Source organism: Xanthomonas sp. 3307 (assembly GCF_014199735.1).
GTDB classification, from domain to species: domain Bacteria; phylum Pseudomonadota; class Gammaproteobacteria; order Xanthomonadales; family Xanthomonadaceae; genus Xanthomonas_A; species Xanthomonas_A rydalmerensis.
This window is the reverse complement of record NZ_JACHOG010000004.1, coordinates 264,514-282,891: the sequence shown is the minus strand read 5'-3', so window position 1 is coordinate 282,891 and position 18,378 is coordinate 264,514. Positions and strand designations below refer to the sequence as shown.

Sequence of the window (18,378 nt, the reverse complement as noted above, 5' to 3'; positions counted from 1 at the left end):
TCAACCCGCGGCCATCGCCCGCTTGGCCGCCGCGACGATCTTGTCGGTGCTCGGCAGGTACTTCATTTCCAGCCGGAACAGCGGGATGTGGGTGTCGTAGCCGGTCACGCGCTGCACCGGTGCGACCAGGTCGTACATCGACTGCTCGGCCAGGCGCGCGGCGATCTCGGCGCCGAAGCCGGCGCTGCGCGGGGCTTCCTGCACGATCACGCAGCGGCCGGTGCGCGCCACCGATTCGGCGATGGTGTCGAAGTCCAGCGGACGCAGCGTGGCCACGTCGATCACTTCGGCGCTGATGCCGTCGGCGGCGAGGCGGTCGGCGGCTTCCAGCGCTTCCTTGACCTGCGCGCCCCAGGCGACCAGGGTCACGTCGGTGCCGTCGCGCAGCACGAAGCACACGTCCAGCGGCAGCGCCTCGCCGTCGTCGGCGACCACTTCTTTGTACTGCCGGTAGATGCGCTTGGGCTCCATGTAGATCACCGGATCCGGTTCGCGGATCGCCGCCAGCAGCAGGCCGTAGGCGCGCTGCGGCGAGGACGGCAGCACCACGCGCAGGCCCGGCACGTTGGTGAAGATGGATTCGTTGGCTTCGCTGTGGTGTTCTGGCGCGCGGATGCCGCCGCCCCACGGCACGCGCAGCACCATCGGGCAGTGCAGGCGGCCGCGGGTGCGGGTGCGCAGGCGCGCGGCGTGGCAGATCAGGTGATCGACCATCGGGTAGACGAAGCCGTCGAACTGCGCCTCGGCCACCGGCTTCATGCCCTGCGCGGCGAGGCCGACGCTGAGCCCGGCGATGGTGGTCTCGTCCAGCGGGGTGTCGAGCACGCGCTGCGCGCCGAAGCGCTGCTGCAGGCCGGCGGTGGCGCGGAACACGCCGCCGTTGACGCCCACGTCCTCGCCCAGCACCAGCACCGACGGGTCGTGCTGCAGTTCCCAGGCCAGCGCCTGGGTCACCGCTTCGATCAAGGTAATGGGCGTGCTGGTCATCGGGCTGTCTCCGCGCGCGGTGGCGGCGCTGTGGGCGGTGCCGGCCGCAGGCGCGGCGGTGTGGTCGGCGAGGCGGGGGCTCAGCTCATCCATGGCGCTGCTCCAGGGCGATGGCCTCGGCGCGCTGTGCGAGCAGGTCCGGTGGCGGGTCGGCGTACAGGTAGTCGAACATGGCTTCCACCGGCTGCACCGGGGTCTCCAGGTAGGCGTTGAGTTCGACGTCGGCCAGGCGCGCGCATTCCTGCTTCCACGCGGCTTCTTCTTTCTCGCTCCACAGGCCCTGCGCGCTCAGCCAGGCGCGCAGGCGCAGCAGCGGTTCGCGTTCCCAGGCCTGCTTGACCTCGGCGTCGTCGCGGTAGCGGCGCGCGTCGTCGGCGGTGGTGTGGTCGGACAGGCGGTAGGTCATGAACTCGATCACCGTGCCGCCCTGGCCGGCCAGCGCGCGCTCGCGCGCCTGGCGCATCGCCTCCAGCACCGCGATCAGGTCGTTGCCGTCCACCTGCAGGCAGTGCAGGCCGCCGGCCAGTCCCTTCTGCGCCAGGGTCTGCGCGCCGGTCTGCGCGTTGCGCGGCACCGAGATCGCCCAGCCGTTGTTGATCACGCACAGGATCAGCGGCAGTTGGTAGGCACCGGCGGAGTTGAGCGCGGCATAGAAATCGGTCTTGGACGAGCCGCCGTCGCCGCAGGTGGCCACCGCCACCTGCGCCTCGCCGCGCAGCTTGAACGCCAGCGCGGCGCCGGCGGCGTGCAGGCACTGGGTGGAGATCGGCACGCAGATCGGGAAGTCGCGGGCGGCGTCGGAATCGCGCTGGAAGTCGCTGCCGCGCTCGTCGCCGCCCCAGTACAGCAGGATCTCGCGCGGGCGCACGCCGCGCATGAACATGGCGCCGTACTCGCGGTAGCTGGGCGCCAGCACGTCGCCGCGGCGCATCGACGCACCGATGCCGATGTGGGTGGCCTCGTGGCCAAGGCAGGAGGCGTAGGTGCCCAGCTTGCCGGTGCGCTGCAGGGCCACCGCCTTGCTGTCGAAGGTGCGCACGTAGAGCATCTGCTTGAACAGCGCCAGCAGCGTCTGCGGGTTGGCCGAATCGGCCGGAAGCGCGTCGCGGACCGGCTGGCCGCCCGCGTCGAGGTACTGCAGGAACTCAATTTCGAACTGGGCGGCGATGCTCATGGCGATGGCGCTCTCGACAACAAGTTTCAAATGATATGAGTCGGCATGTTAAGGAAGCCGTGCACAAAAGCCGTCGTGCACCGCAGCACGTGGCAATGCCGTACCGCACAAGAAAAGCGTGGTCGCGCCGCGTTGCGGATTGATGGCGTTGGGTATCGAGGATGTTGCACTGCGATGCATGCCGTTCATGTGCGCGTAGGTGTCCACCGGTGGCGGTGGTCAATGTCCGCGGTGCGCTGCGCGTGTCGGCGAGGAGACCATCGGGCAAGCACGGAAAGCGCACACGTGTACGCGCGGCGCGAGGCGCCTCCCATCGCTTTACGCCGTCATCTCGTAGGAGCGGCTTCAGCCGCGACGGGCTTTACCGGGAACGCCGTCGCGGCTGAAGCCGCTCCTACAACAAAAACAAAAAAGGGCGTGGCCGCGAGGCCACGCCCTTCCTGGTGCACACCCGTCGCCGCGATCAGCGGCCGAACAGGCGCAGCCCCTCCACGCGCGTGCTGAAGCGCGCGCTGTTGTCGCTGGGATCGGCATCGGCCGAGGTCGAGCCGGCGCTGGCGCCGATCACGATCTGGCGGTCGGCCGGCAGCGGCCGCGTCGCCAGGCTCAGGCGGAACGCGGCGCTGGCGCCCGGCGCCAGGTCGGCGCCGCTGTGGCACTGGAAGCGCGCGCTGCGCAGGCCGTGGTTCTGCCGCACGCACTGCCAGCCGCGCGGCGGTACCAGCGCGGTCAGGGCGGACAGGGTGCTGCCGTCGATCTCCAGGCTGGCGCCCTGCACCGGCGCATTGCCGTGGTTGCGTACGTCGATGCGGTAGTCGGCGAAGAAGGCCAGGAACGGCAGGGTGGCCGGGCCGTCGATCGACACCGCCAGGTCGCCGGCCGGACGCGCCTGCACCGCCACCGTGGCGCTGCCGCCGTTGTCGCCGGGGTTGGGATCCTCGGTCTGCGAGGCCACCGACGCGGCCAGGCTCAGGCTGCGCCCGACCAGGGCGGTGCCGGCCGGCACCGCCACGTCGAAGCGCGGCGTGGTGCCGGCAGCGAACTGCGCGGTGCTGCAGGTCACCACGGTCTGCGCGGCCACCTCCGGCGCGGCGCAGTCCCAGCCCGGGGCGGCGGTGACGCTCGGGACCACTGCTGCATCCAGGGCGAAGGCGACCGCGGCGGCGCGCGCCGCGTCCGGACCGGCATTGGCCAGGGTGATGCTGTAGCGGATGGTGTCGCCGGCGTAGACCGACGCGTTGGCGGCGCTCACGCGCAGGCTCAGGTCGGCGCGCTCCAGCGGCTTGAGCTTGATCAGCACCACCGCCGGGTCGTGGTCGGACAGCCGCGCCGGCGAGTTAGCGTCGTTGCGGGCCACGGCCGGGAAGTCGGCATTGAGCCGCGCATGGGCTTCGCTGAGGCCGGCGATCTGCGCCGAGCGCATCAGCGCGCGGTTGGCCAGGATGTGATCCAGCGACTGCACATTGCCGTCGTAGGCGTAGGAGTAGCTCTGGTCCGGGGTCGACAGCAGGGTGAGGTTGTACAGCGCCGGATCGACCAGGGTGGCGCCGTCGCCGGCGACCACGGTCTGCGCGTCGGGCGCCGGCAGGCCGGTGATGGTGCCCATCGCATCGACGTAGCCGTCGTTGAACTCGAAGGCGTTGAAGTCGCCCATCACCAGCACCTGCTCGGTGGGATCGGCGGCCTGGCGCGCCTGCAACAGGTTGGCCAGGAACACCGCCTGCGCCTGGCGCTTGGCGCGGATGCGCTGGCCGCTGGCGTCGTCGGTTTCGGCGCCGTTGAGCGAACGCTGGTGCACCTCGACCACGGTCAGCGGCAGCGCGCGGCCGTCGGCGAAATGCACCACCGCCTTCAGCAGCAGCGGCGGACGGTCGTTGAGCAGGCTGACCGTGCCGCCGGGCTCGGTCCAGGTGGCGGCCTTGCCTTCCTGGCTCACCGAAACCACTTCGACGCGGGCGATGCCGGCGCCGACCTGCGCGGTCTTGACCAGGAAGCCGACGTCGATGCCGCCCACGTCGTTGCCTTCCTGCAGGTAGGCCACGTACTGCGGATCGGGCTGGCCGGCGGCCACCGCGTCGCGGTTGACGCGCTCGGCCAGGGTCTGCAGCACGCTCAGGTTCTCGATCTCCACGGTGCCGAGGATGTCGGGCGTGTTGAGGTAGTTGCGGATCGCCAGCGAGGCCTTGTTGAGGCGCGCCTGGTAGGCGGCCGCGGTCAGCACCGGTTCGCCGATCGCCGGATCGTTCTGGTCGTCGAAGAAGCGCTCCATGTTGTAGGTGGCGATGTTGACGTCGTCGGCCTGCGGCGCCGGGGCCGGCTTGGGCTGGTCGGCGCCGTCGCACTGCACGCTGGGCGCGGTTTCCGGGTAGATCGTGTAGCGGCGGAAGCTGTAGTCCAGCGGGCCGCTGACGCCGAGCACGGTGCAGCCGGCGGCCACGTCGATGCGCTCGCCGCCGAGGCCGGCGCTGCCGACCGCGATCACCTGCGGGCTGGTGTTCCAGCGCGGCACGTCCGCCGGCGAGCCGTCCGGCAGTGCGTCGGGCTGCTGCACGCCGGCGCTGCGCCAGGCGCGCGGCAGGCCGGTGACCACGGCATGGAACACGCCGTTGCTGGTCGCGCTGGCGTTGGTCTCGTTGACGTTGCCCAGGGTCGGGGTGTTGACGGTCAGGCTGGGCACGCTGACGCGCATGCCTTCCAAGCGCTCGAGCTGGTCGTAGGCGCCGTTCGGGTCGGGGAAGCGGGTGGTCAGCTCGACCGCGGCCGGCAGCGGATTGCCGGTGGACTGCAGCAGCACCGTCGGCGCGCTCAGTTCGGTCAGCGGCGGCTGGCTGGGGTCGGTGCTGGGCACGTATTCGACCACCGTGGCCTGCACCCGCACCGCGTTGCCCACCGCGGCCTCGGCCGGCGGCGCGCTGCCGGTGTAGACGTAGATGCCTTCGGAGGTCAGCGGGTCGGCGTCGGCCTGGGCGTCGGGCGTCTGCAGGAAGAAGCCGGCGCTGCGCCGCGCGGTGACGACGCCGCTGGTGGCGACCACCTGGCCGACCAGCGGCGAGCGCGCGCCGCTGCCCTGGATGCTGTGGATCGGCACCAGGTTGAAGTCGTCGTTGAGGATCACCCCGCTGGCGGTCAGCGTGGACGGCAGCGCGCCGCTGATCCCGCTGATGTCCAGGTAGAAGGTCTCGTCGGGTTCGTTGCTGGTGTCGCCGTTGACCAGCACGCGCACCTCGGCGCTGCTCTCGCCGGCCGGGATGGTCACCTGGGTCGCGGCCAGCGCCTGGTAGTCGCTGCCGGCGGTGGCGGTGCCGTCGCGGGTGGCGACGGTGAAGTTCACGCCGGCGCTGCCGGCCGGCTGGCTCAGCGTCACCGTGAACACGAACGCGGTGCTGCCGCTGTCGCCCTCGGCGCGGCTGACGTTGGCCACGCTGGCCACCGGCTGGTTGCCGCCGCCGCACAGGCTGACCGGCGCGGCGCTATTACGCGGGGTCGGCGCGCCGGTGGCGAAGTCGGCGTTGTTGTTGTCGCTGTCGCTGCAGCCGCCGTTGCCGCGCAGCACCGCCAGGGTGTTGCTGGGCGCGGCGGTCGGGGCGCTGCCTTCGGCGCAGCTGGCGCTGCTGCCGTAGCCGACGAAGTCGGCGTTGCTGGCCGGACAGGCGCCGCTCAGCGCGGCGCTGCTCTTGCTCAGCGCGATCTTGCCGGCGGTGCCGCTCATGGCGATGGTGCCGGTGGCATCGGGCGTGGGCAGCGCGGCGCTGCCGCCGCTGCCGTCGGCCTGCTTGACCAGGTAGTAGCCGCCCGGCGCAATGCTGCCGCTCAGCGTAGTGACCTGCCAGCTGCTGCCGGCGGCCGAGGCGTACTGCACCGACCAGCCGGCCAGGCTCACCGCCTCGCTGCCGTTGTTGTGCAATTCGACGAAATCGCTCTTGTAGGTGGCGCCGCTGTTGCCGCCACCGCCATAGACCTGGCTGATGACCACCTGCGCCTGGGCGTACCCGGCACACCCCAACGCGCACGACAACACTGCAGCTCGAAGCAGCATGGTTCGCATGAACAAGATCTCCCCAATCCTTGAAGACGTGGACGTAAGAGTGGCTAACGAAACGTCGCGAGCAGTCGCCAGGCGGGGGCGGACGGCACGGAGGAACCGCAGTGTGCAAGTGGCACATGAGGATTCCGAGCACCGTCCGCGCCTGCCTGGTGGCTGCGCAGTCCTTTTGTCAGCCGCTCTTACGCAGATGAACCGACGGCGCCCCCAGCGCCGCCGACGATTGTGCCGGAGTTTGACAACGGGTGCTGACCAATGTGTGACATTCGTCGCTGCGGTACCCTTGCCGGCCCGGAACGCCCCTGCCGCCCATGCCCGTCGAACAGAACCAGCGCCCGCTCGAAGCCGGCATCCATACCGACCTGGAAGGCCGCCTGACCTATGGCGGCTATCTGCGCCTGGACCGGCTGCTGTCGGCGCAGCAACCGCTGTCGAACCCGCCGCACCACGACGAACTGCTGTTCATCGTCCAGCACCAGACCTCCGAGCTGTGGCTGAAGCTGCTGGCGCACGAGCTGGGCGCGGCGATCGCGCACCTGCAGCGCGATCAGGTCTGGCAGTGCCGCAAGGTGCTGGCGCGCAGCAAGCAGGTGCTGCGCCTGCTGACCGAGCAGTGGTCGGTGCTGGAGACCCTGACCCCGTCCGAGTACATGGGCTTTCGCGACGTGCTTGGCCCGTCCTCCGGGTTCCAGTCGCTGCAGTACCGCACCATCGAATTCATGCTCGGCAACAAGAACGTGCAGATGCTGCCGGTGTTCGACCACGACCCGCAGGGCCAGGCGGCACTGCAGGCGGTGCTGGAGGCGCCCAGCCTGTACGAGGAGTTCCTGCGCTACCTGGCCCGCTTCGGCCATGCGGTGCCGGCGCCGTACCACGCCCGCGACTGGCGACAGCCGCACGTCAGCGACCCGCTGCTGCGCCCGGTGTTCGAGCGCATCTACGAGAACACCGACCGCTACTGGCGCGAGTACTCTCTGTGCGAGGACCTGGTGGACCTGGAGACCCAGTTCCAGCTGTGGCGCTTCCGCCACATGCGCACGGTGATGCGGGTGATCGGCTTCAAGCGCGGCACCGGCGGCTCCAGCGGCGTCGGCTTCCTGCAGCAGGCGCTGGCGCTGACCTTCTTCCCGGAACTGTTCGAAGTGCGCACCTCGGTGGGGCTGGAGAGCCGGGGCCCGGAACTCGGGACCCGGGACCCGGGTGGGGCGTCGCAAGCTCCGTAATGGAGCGCGCTGTCAGACGCCGCCCGGCCTTGCTGCGCTGCGTCGTCGGAGGCTTTCGTCTTTCCGTGTGGCGTGCCGCGTGGACGTTGGCTTACCGCATGCGGACATCGCCTTCTCGCCCGGAATCCCTGGTCGTCGAGGTCCCGCTTTTTCCGGGTCCCGGGCCCCGGGTCCCGCGTCCCGGCTTCTCCACGCATTTGACGCCACGGCGTCGCTCGGTGATCCTCGCGCGTTGCCCGGCCTGGCCGGACGCACCGCCCCAGCCCATCCTGAATACGCAAGGGAACACCGCATGAGCGTTGACGTCGTCGCGTCGAACCACCCCGCCTCACCGCAGCCGCCGTCAGCGCAACCGCCCGAATTCAAGACCCTGCTGGGTCATCCGCGTCCCCTGTGGATGCTGTTCATGACCGAGTTCTGGGAGCGCTTCGCGTTCTACGGCATTCGCTGGGCGCTGGTGCTGTACATCGTGGCGCAGTTCCATGGCGGCCAGGGAAAGGGCCAGGCCTCGGCCAGCGCCACCTACGGCGCCTACCTGGCGCTGGTGTACGCGGCGGCGATCTTCGGCGGCTACATCGCCGACCGGGTGCTCGGCTACCAGCGCTCGATCCTGGTCGGCGCCGCGGTCATGGCCGCCGGCCTGTTCCTGATCTCCGTGCCCAACCCGCAGATCTTCGAACTGGGCCTGGCCACCGTGGTGGTCGGCAACGGCCTGTTCAAACCCAATATCTCGACCATGGTCGGCAAGCTGTACAGCGTCGCCGATCCGCGCCGCGACAGCGGGTTCACCATCTTCTACATGGGCATCAACCTGGGCGCGATGATCGCGCCGTGGCTGACCCAGCAGCTGGCCGAGAAGGTGTTCGGCACCGAGGCGATGCCGTCCTACAAGATGGTGTTCATCGCCTCGGGCATCGGCATGCTGATCAGCCTGGTGTGGTTCTGGTTCGGCCGCCGCCAGCTCAAGGGCATCGGCGCGCCGTTGCCGGGCGGTGCCGGCGGCATGCGCGTGGTCTACGTGTTGCTGGGCATGCTGGTGGCGATCCCGGCGGTGTACCTGGCGCTGGCCGCCGGCGCCGAAGTGCTGCAGTGGATCCTCAGCACCATGTTCGTGGCGCTGGCGGTCATGCTGCTGGTGGAGGGCATCCGCAACGGCAAGGTGGCGCGCGACAAGGTCATCGCGATGCTGATCATCTTCGCCTTCAACGTGCTGTTCTGGATGTTCTTCGAGCAGGCCGGCAGCTCCTTCACCTTCCTCGCCGACGAGATCGTCAACCGCCAGTTCGGCGACTGGACCTTCCCGACTGCGTGGTTCCAATCGGTCAACTCGCTGGCGATCATCACCCTGGCGCCGCTCATCGCCTGGATCTGGGTCAAGGCCGGCCGCTTCAATCCGTCGATCTCGCGCAAGTTCGCGCTCGGCCTGATGTTCAACGGCCTGGCCTTCCTGTTGCTGATGTTCGCGCTGTCGAGCCTGGTCAACGACGCCGGCAAGATCCCGTTCTGGACGCTGTTCATGGTCTACGTCATCCAGTCGGTGGGCGAGCTGTGCCTGTCGCCGATCGGGTTGTCGATGGTGACCAAGCTGGCGCCGCTGCGGCTGGTCGGCTTCGGCATGGGCGGCTGGTTCCTGTCCACCGGCATCGGCAACAACCTGTCCGGCATCTTCGCCAGCCATGTCAGCGGCGAAGGCGGCATGACCGTGTCTTCCGCGCTGGGCGGGTATACCTTCGGATTCTGGGCGCTGCTGGGCGCCGGCGTGGTGCTGTTCCTGATCGCGCCGTTGATCAGCAAGCTGATGCATGGTGTGAAGTGAGGACGTGGCAATGCTGATGAACAAGACGATGTGCGCTGCCCTGGTGGCGGTGCTGGCGCTGAGCGGTTGTGGCCAGACGGCGGCACCGCCCGATGCGCCGGCGCCGGCCAAGCCGCTGGATACCTCGGTGCAGAAGCCGCCGGTGGCCGATCCCAACCAGCCGGTGGCCTCGGGCAATACGCCGGCCGCCGCCGACATCGCCGCGGCCAAGGCGCTGGGCGCGCAGTTCGATCCGCAGCGCAACCCGGCCGACGACCTGGACACCGCCATGGTCGAGGCCAAGCGCGGCGGCAAGCGCATCCTGCTCGACGTGGGCAACGAGGCCTGCGACTGGTGCCACACCCTGGACACCTTCATCGAGGGCGATGCGGAACTGCGCAGCTTCCGCGACGCCAACTTCGTCTGGGTCAAGGTCAACGTCAGCGACGCCAACAAGAACGAGGCGTTCATGGCGCAGTACCCGAAGATCGTCGACTTCCCGCACCTGCTGGTGCTCGACGCCGACGGCAAGCTGCTGCATTCGCAGGTGGTAGGCGACCTGCAGAAGGACAAGGGCTACGACCGCAAGAAGTTCTCGGACTTCCTCAAGCAGTGGGCGCCGCCGAAGCCCTGAGCGGCGGCAGCACGCGCTTTTCGTAGGAGCGGCTTCAGCCGCGACCGGGCTTTCCCAGTAATGCCAAGTCGCGGCTAGAAGCCGCTCCTACAGCGTTTAAAGGCGCGCAGTCCGCGCGCCCCGGCGCCTCAGCGCCCGGTCATGCTCGGCAGGCCCTCGGCCGCCAGGCGGTCGATCAGCCGGTTCAGCAACCGCTGCTCGTCCTCGCTGAAGGGTGCCAGCAGGCGCCGTTCGCACTCCAGCACCATCGGCGCCACCACCTGGTACACCTCCACCCCGGCCGGGGTCAGGTGCAGCACCGAGCGGCGGCGGTCGTCGCCATGGGTCTCGCGCTGGATGAATCCGCGCTCCAGCTGCCGCGCCACCGCCCGGCTCACCGCCACCTTGTCCATCGCGGTGCGCTCGGAGACCTCACCGGCCGACAGCCCCGGGTACAGCGCCAGCACCGCCATCACCCGCCACTCGGTCACCGCCATGCCGTAGCGCTCGCCGTAGACGCGGGCGATGTTGCTGCTGATCCGGTTGGACAGCACGCTGATCCGGTACGGCAGGAACCGTTCCAGATCCAGGGAGGGCGAGTCGGGCGTGGGAGCGGGCGTGGCGATCGTCATGCTGCATTGCACCTTGCTGGTGGTTTCACTTGTAACTACAACGGAGGATACTACGGCCATTCTCGCGAGTCTGGCGTCCGTCCGCACCCGAAATTTCGGCCGGCCGCCGCGACCCCCGTCCTCCAGGAGACGCGTCATGAGTGCACAACCGCAACATCCGTCGCAGCCCGCCAACCTCGGCATGCAGGTCACCACCTTCGAGAACCCGATGGGCATCGACGGTTTCGAGTTCGTGGAATTCGCCGCGCCGGCCGGGCAGGGCGAGCAGTTGCACGCGTACTTCCGCAGCATGGGTTTCACCGCGGTGCTGCGTCATCGCCAGCGTGCGATCACCGTGTACCGCCAGGGCGGGGTCAACTTCCTGGTCAACGAGGACCCGGATTCGTTCGCTGCCGATTTCGCCGCCGCGCATGGCCCCTGTGCCTGCGGCTTCGCGATCCGCTTCCAACACCCGGCCGACGAAGTGTTCGCCAAGGTGCTGGAGAACGGCGGCGAAGCCATCGCCGACAAGGCCGACACCCGCGCGGTGCCGGCACCGGTGGTCAAGGGCATCGGCGACTGCATGCTGTACCTGGTCGACCAGTACGGCGAGAAGGGCTCGGTGTATACCGAGTTCGAGCCGGTGCCCGGCGCCGACCAGCACCCGGCCGGCTTCGGCCTGACCTTCATCGACCACCTGACCCACAACCTGTACTTCGGCAACATGCAGCGCTGGTCGGATTACTACGAGCGCTTGTTCAACTTCCGCGAGATCCGCTACTTCGACATCAAGGGCGCCAAGACCGGCCTGGTGTCCAAGGCGATGACCGCGCCGGACGGCGTGGTACGCATCCCGCTCAACGAATCGTCGGATCCGAAGAGCCAGATCAACGAGTACCTGGACGCCTATCGCGGCGAAGGCATCCAGCACATCGCCTGTTTCACCGACGACATCTACGAAACGGTCGAGCGCATGCGCGCGGCCGGCGTCGCGTTCCTGGATACGCCGGACACCTATTTCGAGGTGATCGACCAGCGCATTCCCAACCATGGCGAGGACGTGCCGCGGCTGGCGCGCAACAAGATCCTGATCGACGCCGACCCGGAGACCAAGCAGCGCAAGCTGCTGCAGATCTTCACCCAGAACTGCATCGGCCCGATCTTCTTCGAGATCATCCAGCGCAAGGGCAACGAAGGCTTCGGCGAAGGCAACTTCAAGGCGCTGTTCGAGAGCATCGAGCGCGACCAGATGAAGCGCGGCGTGCTCTGACGGCGGAATGCTGGCAGCGGGTGGAGGCTGCGGCTAGCGGATGCTCAAGGCCAGTGGATGCTCAAAGCTAGGAGACGCTGACAGCGCATCGCGGAGACTTCCGACAGCCGGTGTAGCCCCTCTCCCACCGGGAGAGGGGTTGGGGTGAGGGTACGGTGGAGTCATGGAACTCAATCCGCCATTACCTACAACCACATTGAGAAACGCCCGCGGTTTGCGCCGTGACATGACCGATGCGGAAAGAAAGCTCTGGCGCCACCTGCGAAACGGAGGCCTGCTTGGCTTGAAATTCCGCAGGCAGCATCCAATGCCGCCTTACGTCGTCGATTTCTATTGCGAGGCGTTGAGGCTTGTCGTTGAACTGGATGGCTCGCAACATTCGGAAGCGGCCGACGCCGAGCGAACTCGTTACCTGCAATCGCAAGGGATGCATGTACTGCGTTTCTGGAACAACGATGTGATGCTGCAAGCTGATGCGGTCCTGGAGGCGATTTTGTACTTCGTCGGTGCCCGTACCCTCACCCCAACCCCTCTCCCGGTGGGAGAGGGGCTTCAAGCAGAAGAGTCCTCGCCATGAACATCCAACCCAGCGGCTACATGTCCGGCTTCGGCAACGAATTCGCCACCGAAGCGGTGCCCGGCGCGTTGCCGGTCGGGCAGAACTCGCCGCAGCGCGTGGCCCACGGCCTGTACGCCGAGCAGTTGTCGGGCACCGCGTTCACCGCGCCGCGCGGGGTCAACCGCCGCAGCTGGCTGTATCGCATCCGCCCGGCGGTACTGCATGGCGGCTTCGTCGCCTACGAGCGCGCCGGCGCGTTCCACAACGATTTCCAGCGCGGGCCGGTGCCGCCGGACCAGTTGCGCTGGAGCCCGTTGCCGCTGCCGGAAACGCCGGTGGACTTCGTCGATGGTCTGTACGCCATGGCCGGCAACGGCTCGGCCGAAGCGCAGCACGGCGTGGCGGTGCACCTGTATGCGGCCAACGCCTCGATGCAGGGACGTTTCTTCTACAACGCCGACGCGGAAATGCTGTTGGTGCCGCAACTCGGCCAACTGCGCCTGTGCACCGAACTGGGCACGCTGGAGGTCGCGCCGCAGGAGATCGCGGTGATCCCGCGCGGCGTGCGCTTCCGCGTGGAGCTGCCCGATGGTACTTCGCGCGGCTACGTGTGCGAGAACTTCGGTGGCCTGCTGCGGTTGCCGGACCTGGGGCCGATCGGCGCCAACGGCCTGGCCAACCCTCGCGACTTCCTGACCCCGGTGGCCGCCTACGAGGAAGACGAGGGTGAGTTCGAACTGATCGCCAAGTTCCAGGGCCACCTGTGGCGCGCGCCGATCGGGCATTCGCCGCTGGACGTGGTCGCCTGGCACGGCAACTACGCCCCGTACAAGTACGACCTGCGCCGCTTCAACACCATCGGCTCGATCAGCTTCGATCATCCCGATCCGAGCATCTTCACCGTGCTGACCGCGCCCAGCGACACGCCCGGGACCGCCAACATGGATTTCGCGATCTTCCCGCCGCGCTGGCTGGTGGCGCAGCACACCTTCCGGCCGCCGTGGTTCCACCGCAACGTGGCCAGCGAGTTCATGGGCCTGGTGCACGGCGTCTACGATGCCAAGGCCGACGGCTTCGCCCCGGGCGGCGCGTCGCTGCACAACTGCATGAGCGGACACGGGCCGGACGCGGCCACCTTCGACAAGGCCTCGCAGGCCGACCTGTCGCGGCCGGACGTCATCGCCGACACCATGGCCTTCATGTTCGAGACGCGCGCGGTGCTGCGCCCGACCGCGCAGGCGCTGGACGCCGCGCACCGCCAGCGCGACTACCAGCAGTGCTGGCAGGGCCTGCGCCGGCACTTCCGCGCGCCCTGAGCACGCGCCGGCGCGGCGGCGCGGCGGCGCCGCTCAGGCTGTTGCCGTTCCGACGCTGGCACCGCCATGGACGGCGGCGCTGCGCTCAGGCGGCCTCCGCCGCGGCCGTCAGCGCGCCGTGCAGCGATGCCGGCAGGATCTCCAGCACGCGCTCGCGGATGCGCTGCGCGTAGCGCTCGGAGGTCATCTCCGGCATCGTGCGTAGCACCAGCGCGATCGCGCGCAGGGTGTCGTATTCCTCACGCGCGGCGCGCAATTGCGACTGCAGGGCAGGCGAGGCCGGATGGCGCTGCAGTTGCAGCAGGTCCAGCAGATACATGCGCGCATTGAGCAGCGCGCTCGCCGCCACCGGCGCGGCGGCGACGCTGCGGCCGTCGTCTAGGTAGCCCTGCTGCAGCAGCGCTTGCACGATCGCATCGGCACCGCGTCCGCCCAGCGTGACCAGTTCCTCGATGCTGCGCTGGCCGTCGGCCAGGATCAGTACGCGTCGCTGGCGCATGTCCAGCGGCGCATCGTGCGATTGCAGTGCCGCAAGGGCGAGGGCGGTCTTGCGCGGATGCATGGCGGCGGGGTCGGTAGGCGCGCAGTTTGGCTCGCGGCGGTGAAATGCCGATGACAGGTGCGATGCGCTGGCGTGTCGGTCCCGGTAGCCGCCTTGCCATCGACTTGATCGACGCTTTTTCCGGGATGCTGCGCCTGCGCGGTAGCGCATCGCGGCAGTGATGCCGTGCAGCGCGATGGCATGCACGCTAGCCTATGCGCTGGTCCAGCGAGGAAGTGCGATGAAGCCGATTCAACCAGGCGTGGCGGTGTTGCTGCTCGCGCTCGTGGCCTGCGACCGGCAGCCGCCCGCGCCGCCGGCCACGCCTCCTGCACCATCCGCGCCGGCGCCCGCCGCGGCCGACGATGGCGCCTTGCCGCCGCCGGACATCGACCAGCCCGACGGCGACGTGCCGCCGGCGCAGGCGCCGGCCTCGGCGCTTCCGCCGGACCTGGCCGCGGGCGACCGGCAACTGGCGCGCATCGACGGCTACGGCGATCTGCGCCTGGGCATGCCAGTGGCGCAGGCGCGCGCCGCCTGGGGCGGCGAACTCGATGGCCAGCCCAGTGCCGGCAGCAGTTGCTACGTGCTGCGTCCGCGCTGGGCCAAGGACAACAACCAGTTCGGCCTGATGGTCGAAGGCGACAAGCTGGTGCGCTACGACGTGCGCACCGCCAAGGAAACCGCACCCGGTGGCGGCAAGGTCGGCATGGACCTGGCGCAACTGCGCGCGCTGTACGCCGGCCGCCTGGAGGAGCAGCCGCACAAGTACGTGGAGGGCGCCAAGGTGCTGCGCGTGCGCGGCGAGGCCAGCCAGCCCGGTGTGCTGGTGTTCGAGACCGACGCGGCCGGCAAGGCCGTCGCCTGGCGCGTGGGCCTGCCGCCGCAGGTGGATTACGTGGAGGGTTGTGGTTGAGGTGCGGGGATTGGGGAGTCGGGATTGGGGATTCGTAAAGGCGGCTCTATCGAGCGCTTGAGGCACAGCGGATCACGCCAGCCCTAACGCCGTACGGACACCCGCTTTTGCGAATCCCGAATCCCTAATTCCGAATCCCCGCAGCAAGCTGGCGGCGCTCGCGTCGGCGCGCACGGCGCGCGTACCAGCGTTCGCGCAGGCAGGAGAAGATCACGTACAGCGCCGGGGTGCTGAGCAGGGTCAGGCTCTGCGAGATCAGCAGGCCGCCGATCATCGCGATGCCGAGCGGGCGGCGCAGTTCCGAGCCTTCGCCCAGGCCCACCGCCAGCGGGACCGCGGCCAGGATCGCCACCATGGTGGTCATCATGATCGGGCGGAAGCGCACGATGCAGGCTTCGCGCGCAGCCTCCAGCGGGGTCTTGCCGTGCTCGCGCTCGGCGACCAGGGCGAAGTCGATCATCATGATCGCGTTCTTCTTGACGATGCCGATCAGCAGCACCAGCGCGATCATCGAGATCACCGACAGCTCGGTGCCGGTGACCCACAGCGCCAGCAACGCGCCCATGCCCGCCGCCGGTAGCGTGGACAGGATGGTCACCGGGTGCACCAGGCTCTCGTAGAGCATGCCCAGCACGATGTAGACCACCACGATCGCGGCCAGCACCAGCACCAGCATGGAGTTCGGCTGCAGCTGCACACCGAAGCCGCCGCCGTCGGCGATGCGGATGTCGCCGGGCATGCGCAGCCCGTCGACGGTGGCCTTGATGATCGCATCGCCCTCGCCGGTGCTCACGCCCGGCGCCAGGTTGTAGCTCAGATCCATCGTCGTGTATTGGTTCATGTGCGTGATCTGCGACGGCGCCAGGCCCGGCACCTGGTGCGCCACCGCGGTCAGCGGGATCATCGTGCCGTTGCGGGTGGGCACGTAGATGCGGTCCAGCGCGGCCGGCGTGGCGGTCTGGTCCGGCAGCGCGTTGACCACCACGCTGTACTGGTTGAGATCGGAGTAGATGGTGGAGATCTGGCGCTGGCCGAACGCACCGTACAGCGCGCCGTCGATGGCGCCGACCGATACGCCCAGGCGTGCGGCCAGAGCGCGGTCGATGACGATGTTCTGGCGCAGGCCGGCGTTGTCCACGTCGGTGCCGACATCGCGCAGCTTCGGGTTCTGCTTCAGCGCGGCCTGCAGCTTGGGCAGCCACTCCTGCAATTGCGCGTTGTCGTTGCCCTGCAGCGAGACGCGGTACTGCGCGCCCTGGCTGGTGCCGCCGCCGCCGTCGCTGGGCAGGTCCTGGATCGCGCGCAGGCGCAGTTGCAGGTCCGGGTAGCGGTCGGCCTTGGCGCTGAGCCGCGCCAGGACCTCGGCGGTGGTCTCGGTGCGGCCTTCGTCGCGGCGCTTGAGTTCGATGTTGAAGCTGGCGCTGGAGCCCTGGCGGCTGCTGCCCAGGCGCGCGCCGACGATCTTCACCGCCGGGTCGGACATCAGCATGTCGGTGATGCGGCGCTGGCGACTGACCATGTCGGCGAAGGACACGGTGGCGCTGGAGGTGGCGCGGCCCCAGATCAGGCCGGTGTCCTGCGCCGGGAACGAGCCCTTCTTGACCGCGCCGGCCAGGAACACCGTGGCCACGATCAGCAGCAGCGGGGTCAGCGCCAGCAGCAGCGCGTGGCGCAGCGAGAAGTCCAGGGCCACGGTGTACACGCGCAGCATGCGCTCGTGCATGCGCTCCAGCCAGGCGCCGAAGCGGCCGGGTTGTTCCGGCTCGGCGTGCGCGGACAGGAAGCGGCTGCACAACGCCGGGGTCAGTGTGAGCGAGACCACTGCCGAGACGCAGATCGCCGCGACCAGGGTGACGGTGAACTCGCGGAAGAACACTCCGATCATGCCGCTGGCGAACAGGATCGGAATGAACACCGCCACCAGCGAGGCGGTGATCGAGACGATAGTGAAGCCGATCTCGCGCGCGCCGGCCAGCGCCGCATCCAGCCGCGACATGCCCTCGTCGAGGTGGCGCATGATGTTCTCGATGACTACGATCGCATCGTCGACGACGAAGCCGATCGCGATCACCAGCGCCAGCAGGCTCAGGTTGTTGAGGGTGAAGCCCATCACGTGCATCGCCAGCGCCGCGCCGGCCAGCGACAGCGGCACGGTGGCCGCAGCGATCAGCGTGGGCGCCAGGCGGCGCAGGAACAGCGCCATGGTCAGCACCACCATCGCCAGGCTGATCATCAGCGTGGCCTGCACCTCGTTGAGCGAGGCGCGGATGGTCGGGGTACGGTCGAAGTACGCCGTCATCTTGGTGCCGGGCTGCAGATAGGTGCGCAGCATCGGGATCTCGGCCTTGACCCGATCCACCGTCTCCACGATGTTGGCGCCGGCACGGGTGAACACATACATCACCACCGCCGGCTTGCCGCCGAACCAGGCCGCCTGGTAGGCGTCCTGCTGGCCGTCGTAGACGTTGGCGATGTCGCGCAGACGCACCGTGCGGCCCTGCTGCTGGCTGATCACCACCTGGCCGAAGTCGGCGGCCTTGGCCACCGCATCGTTGGCGACGATGGCGGTGGTGGTGGCGCCGTCGCTGAGGAAGCCGGTGGGCGAGGTGACGTTGGCCGCGCGCACCGCATTGCGCAGGTCGTCCGGGGTCAGGCCCATGGCGTTGAGCGCGCGCAGGTTCACGTCCACCCGCACCGCCGGCGTGGAGGCGCCGCCGATGTCCACCGAGGCCACGCCGCTGATCTGCCGCAGGCGCTGCGCCAGCAGCGAATCGGCGACGTTGTACAGCTCGTCGGCCGATTGCGTCTCGGAGGTCAGGGCGATGGCGATGACCGGATCGTCGTTGGGATTGGCCTTCTGGTAGCGCGGCGTGGCCAGGCCGGAGGGCAGGTCGGCCTGCGCGGCGTTGATCGCGGTCTGCACGTCCTGCGCCGCCGAGTCGATGTTGCGGCTGCTCTGGAACACCATGAACACCTGGCTGTTCCCCTCCGAGCTGGAGGAGCGCATGGTGTCGATGCCGGGCACCTGGCCCAGGTGCCGCTCCAAGGGCGCGGTGACCGTGGCGGCCATGGTCGAGGCGTCGGCGCCGGCCTGGCTGGCCTGCACGAAGATCACCGGGATCGAGATGTTCGGCAGTGCCGCCACGCCCAGGCGCAGGTAGCACATCATGCCGATCACGAACAGGCCGATGGCCAGCAGCGCGGTGCCGATGGGGCGGCGGATGAAGGGCGCGGAGATATTCATGGGGCCGGGATTGGGGATTCGGGATTGGGGATTCGGGAAGCGGCATTCCCGCGCGCTACTGGCTCAGTGACTCCATGTGGGATGCCC

13 protein-coding genes and 1 other RNA gene are annotated in these 18,378 nt (G+C 69.0%); 7 read left to right on the top strand and 7 right to left on the bottom strand.

Features of this window, described 5'->3' with window-relative positions; all coding sequences use genetic code 11:
* The 4 genes from GGR64_RS12485 to GGR64_RS12470 all read right to left on the bottom strand — a co-directional run bounded on the left by GGR64_RS12485 (position 1) and on the right by GGR64_RS12470 (position 6,324).
* The gene (locus GGR64_RS12485) at positions 1-1,080 is read right to left on the bottom strand and encodes an alpha-ketoacid dehydrogenase subunit beta (protein WP_043094489.1); all 1,080 of its coding nucleotides are present in this window, start codon (positions 1,078-1,080) and stop codon (positions 1-3) included.
* Positions 1,073-2,161: a pyruvate dehydrogenase (acetyl-transferring) E1 component subunit alpha gene (gene pdhA / locus GGR64_RS12480; protein WP_184646195.1), complete on the bottom strand. Its 1,089-nt coding sequence runs from the start codon at positions 2,159-2,161 to the stop codon at positions 1,073-1,075. Before pdhA ends, GGR64_RS12485 begins: the two co-directional genes overlap by 8 nt.
* A gap of 463 nt (positions 2,162-2,624) precedes the next feature.
* Positions 2,625-6,206, bottom strand: coding sequence for a lamin tail domain-containing protein (locus tag GGR64_RS12475; RefSeq protein WP_184646193.1), 3,582 nt, complete (start codon positions 6,204-6,206; stop codon positions 2,625-2,627).
* A 42-nt stretch (positions 6,207-6,248) separates the two neighbouring features.
* A non-coding RNA gene (locus GGR64_RS12470) (sX9 sRNA) lies at positions 6,249-6,324 on the bottom strand.
* 190 nt (positions 6,325-6,514) lie between these two features.
* On the opposite strand from GGR64_RS12470, the gene GGR64_RS12465 reads away from it, so the two are divergent.
* The 3 genes from GGR64_RS12465 to GGR64_RS12455 all read left to right on the top strand — a co-directional run bounded on the left by GGR64_RS12465 (position 6,515) and on the right by GGR64_RS12455 (position 9,855).
* On the top strand, positions 6,515-7,426 hold the full coding sequence (locus GGR64_RS12465) for a tryptophan 2,3-dioxygenase family protein (RefSeq protein ID WP_184646191.1): 912 nt from the start codon (positions 6,515-6,517) through the stop codon (positions 7,424-7,426).
* A 292-nt stretch (positions 7,427-7,718) separates the two neighbouring features.
* Positions 7,719-9,242, top strand: coding sequence for an oligopeptide:H+ symporter (locus tag GGR64_RS12460; protein WP_184646189.1), 1,524 nt, complete (start codon positions 7,719-7,721; stop codon positions 9,240-9,242).
* Between the two features lie 10 nt (positions 9,243-9,252).
* On the top strand, positions 9,253-9,855 hold the full coding sequence (locus GGR64_RS12455) for a thioredoxin family protein (RefSeq protein WP_160969331.1): 603 nt from the start codon (positions 9,253-9,255) through the stop codon (positions 9,853-9,855).
* Between the two features lie 128 nt (positions 9,856-9,983).
* Here the strand turns inward: GGR64_RS12455 and GGR64_RS12450 are convergent, their stop codons facing one another.
* Positions 9,984-10,466: a MarR family winged helix-turn-helix transcriptional regulator gene (locus GGR64_RS12450; protein ID WP_160969329.1), complete on the bottom strand. Its 483-nt coding sequence runs from the start codon at positions 10,464-10,466 to the stop codon at positions 9,984-9,986.
* A gap of 181 nt (positions 10,467-10,647) precedes the next feature.
* Between GGR64_RS12450 and hppD the strand changes: the two genes are divergently transcribed.
* The 3 genes from hppD (at position 10,648) to hmgA (ending at position 13,590) form a co-directional block, all read left to right on the top strand.
* Entirely contained in the window at positions 10,648-11,715 is a 1,068-nt protein-coding gene (gene hppD, locus GGR64_RS12445) for a 4-hydroxyphenylpyruvate dioxygenase (RefSeq protein WP_184646363.1), read from the top strand.
* Positions 11,716-11,878: 163 nt separating this feature from the next.
* The gene (locus GGR64_RS12440; RefSeq protein WP_184646187.1) at positions 11,879-12,292 is read left to right on the top strand and encodes an endonuclease domain-containing protein; all 414 of its coding nucleotides are present in this window, start codon (positions 11,879-11,881) and stop codon (positions 12,290-12,292) included.
* Complete coding sequence (hmgA, locus tag GGR64_RS12435) at positions 12,289-13,590, top strand: homogentisate 1,2-dioxygenase (protein ID WP_184646185.1); 1,302 nt, start codon at positions 12,289-12,291, stop codon at positions 13,588-13,590. Before GGR64_RS12440 ends, hmgA begins: the two co-directional genes overlap by 4 nt.
* A gap of 85 nt (positions 13,591-13,675) precedes the next feature.
* Here the strand turns inward: hmgA and GGR64_RS12430 are convergent, their stop codons facing one another.
* On the bottom strand, positions 13,676-14,152 hold the full coding sequence (locus GGR64_RS12430; RefSeq protein WP_184646183.1) for a hypothetical protein: 477 nt from the start codon (positions 14,150-14,152) through the stop codon (positions 13,676-13,678).
* A gap of 220 nt (positions 14,153-14,372) precedes the next feature.
* On the opposite strand from GGR64_RS12430, the gene GGR64_RS12425 reads away from it, so the two are divergent.
* Complete coding sequence (locus tag GGR64_RS12425) at positions 14,373-15,047, top strand: lectin (protein ID WP_260303005.1); 675 nt, start codon at positions 14,373-14,375, stop codon at positions 15,045-15,047.
* A gap of 124 nt (positions 15,048-15,171) precedes the next feature.
* Here GGR64_RS12425 and GGR64_RS12420 read toward each other — a convergent pair whose 3' ends face one another.
* Entirely contained in the window at positions 15,172-18,291 is a 3,120-nt protein-coding gene (locus tag GGR64_RS12420; protein ID WP_184646181.1) for an efflux RND transporter permease subunit, read from the bottom strand.
* Between the last annotated feature and the right edge of the window lie 87 nt (positions 18,292-18,378).

What these genes read in the sequence shown, in the direction of transcription:
- GGR64_RS12485 (WP_043094489.1), bottom strand. Translation starts at nt 1,080, where the DNA reads ATGGATGAGCTGAGCCCCCGCCTCGCCGACCACACCGCCGCGCCTGCG.
- pdhA (WP_184646195.1), bottom strand. Translation starts at nt 2,161, where the DNA reads ATGAGCATCGCCGCCCAGTTCGAAATTGAGTTCCTGCAGTACCTCGAC.
- GGR64_RS12475 (WP_184646193.1), bottom strand. Translation starts at nt 6,206, where the DNA reads ATGCGAACCATGCTGCTTCGAGCTGCAGTGTTGTCGTGCGCGTTGGGG.
- GGR64_RS12465 (WP_184646191.1), top strand. Translation starts at nt 6,515, where the DNA reads ATGCCCGTCGAACAGAACCAGCGCCCGCTCGAAGCCGGCATCCATACC.
- GGR64_RS12460 (WP_184646189.1), top strand. Translation starts at nt 7,719, where the DNA reads ATGAGCGTTGACGTCGTCGCGTCGAACCACCCCGCCTCACCGCAGCCG.
- GGR64_RS12455 (WP_160969331.1), top strand. Translation starts at nt 9,253, where the DNA reads ATGCTGATGAACAAGACGATGTGCGCTGCCCTGGTGGCGGTGCTGGCG.
- GGR64_RS12450 (WP_160969329.1), bottom strand. Translation starts at nt 10,466, where the DNA reads ATGACGATCGCCACGCCCGCTCCCACGCCCGACTCGCCCTCCCTGGAT.
- hppD (WP_184646363.1), top strand. Translation starts at nt 10,648, where the DNA reads ATGCAGGTCACCACCTTCGAGAACCCGATGGGCATCGACGGTTTCGAG.
- GGR64_RS12440 (WP_184646187.1), top strand. Translation starts at nt 11,879, where the DNA reads ATGGAACTCAATCCGCCATTACCTACAACCACATTGAGAAACGCCCGC.
- hmgA (WP_184646185.1), top strand. Translation starts at nt 12,289, where the DNA reads ATGAACATCCAACCCAGCGGCTACATGTCCGGCTTCGGCAACGAATTC.
- GGR64_RS12430 (WP_184646183.1), bottom strand. Translation starts at nt 14,152, where the DNA reads ATGCATCCGCGCAAGACCGCCCTCGCCCTTGCGGCACTGCAATCGCAC.
- GGR64_RS12425 (WP_260303005.1), top strand. Translation starts at nt 14,373, where the DNA reads ATGAAGCCGATTCAACCAGGCGTGGCGGTGTTGCTGCTCGCGCTCGTG.
- GGR64_RS12420 (WP_184646181.1), bottom strand. Translation starts at nt 18,291, where the DNA reads ATGAATATCTCCGCGCCCTTCATCCGCCGCCCCATCGGCACCGCGCTG.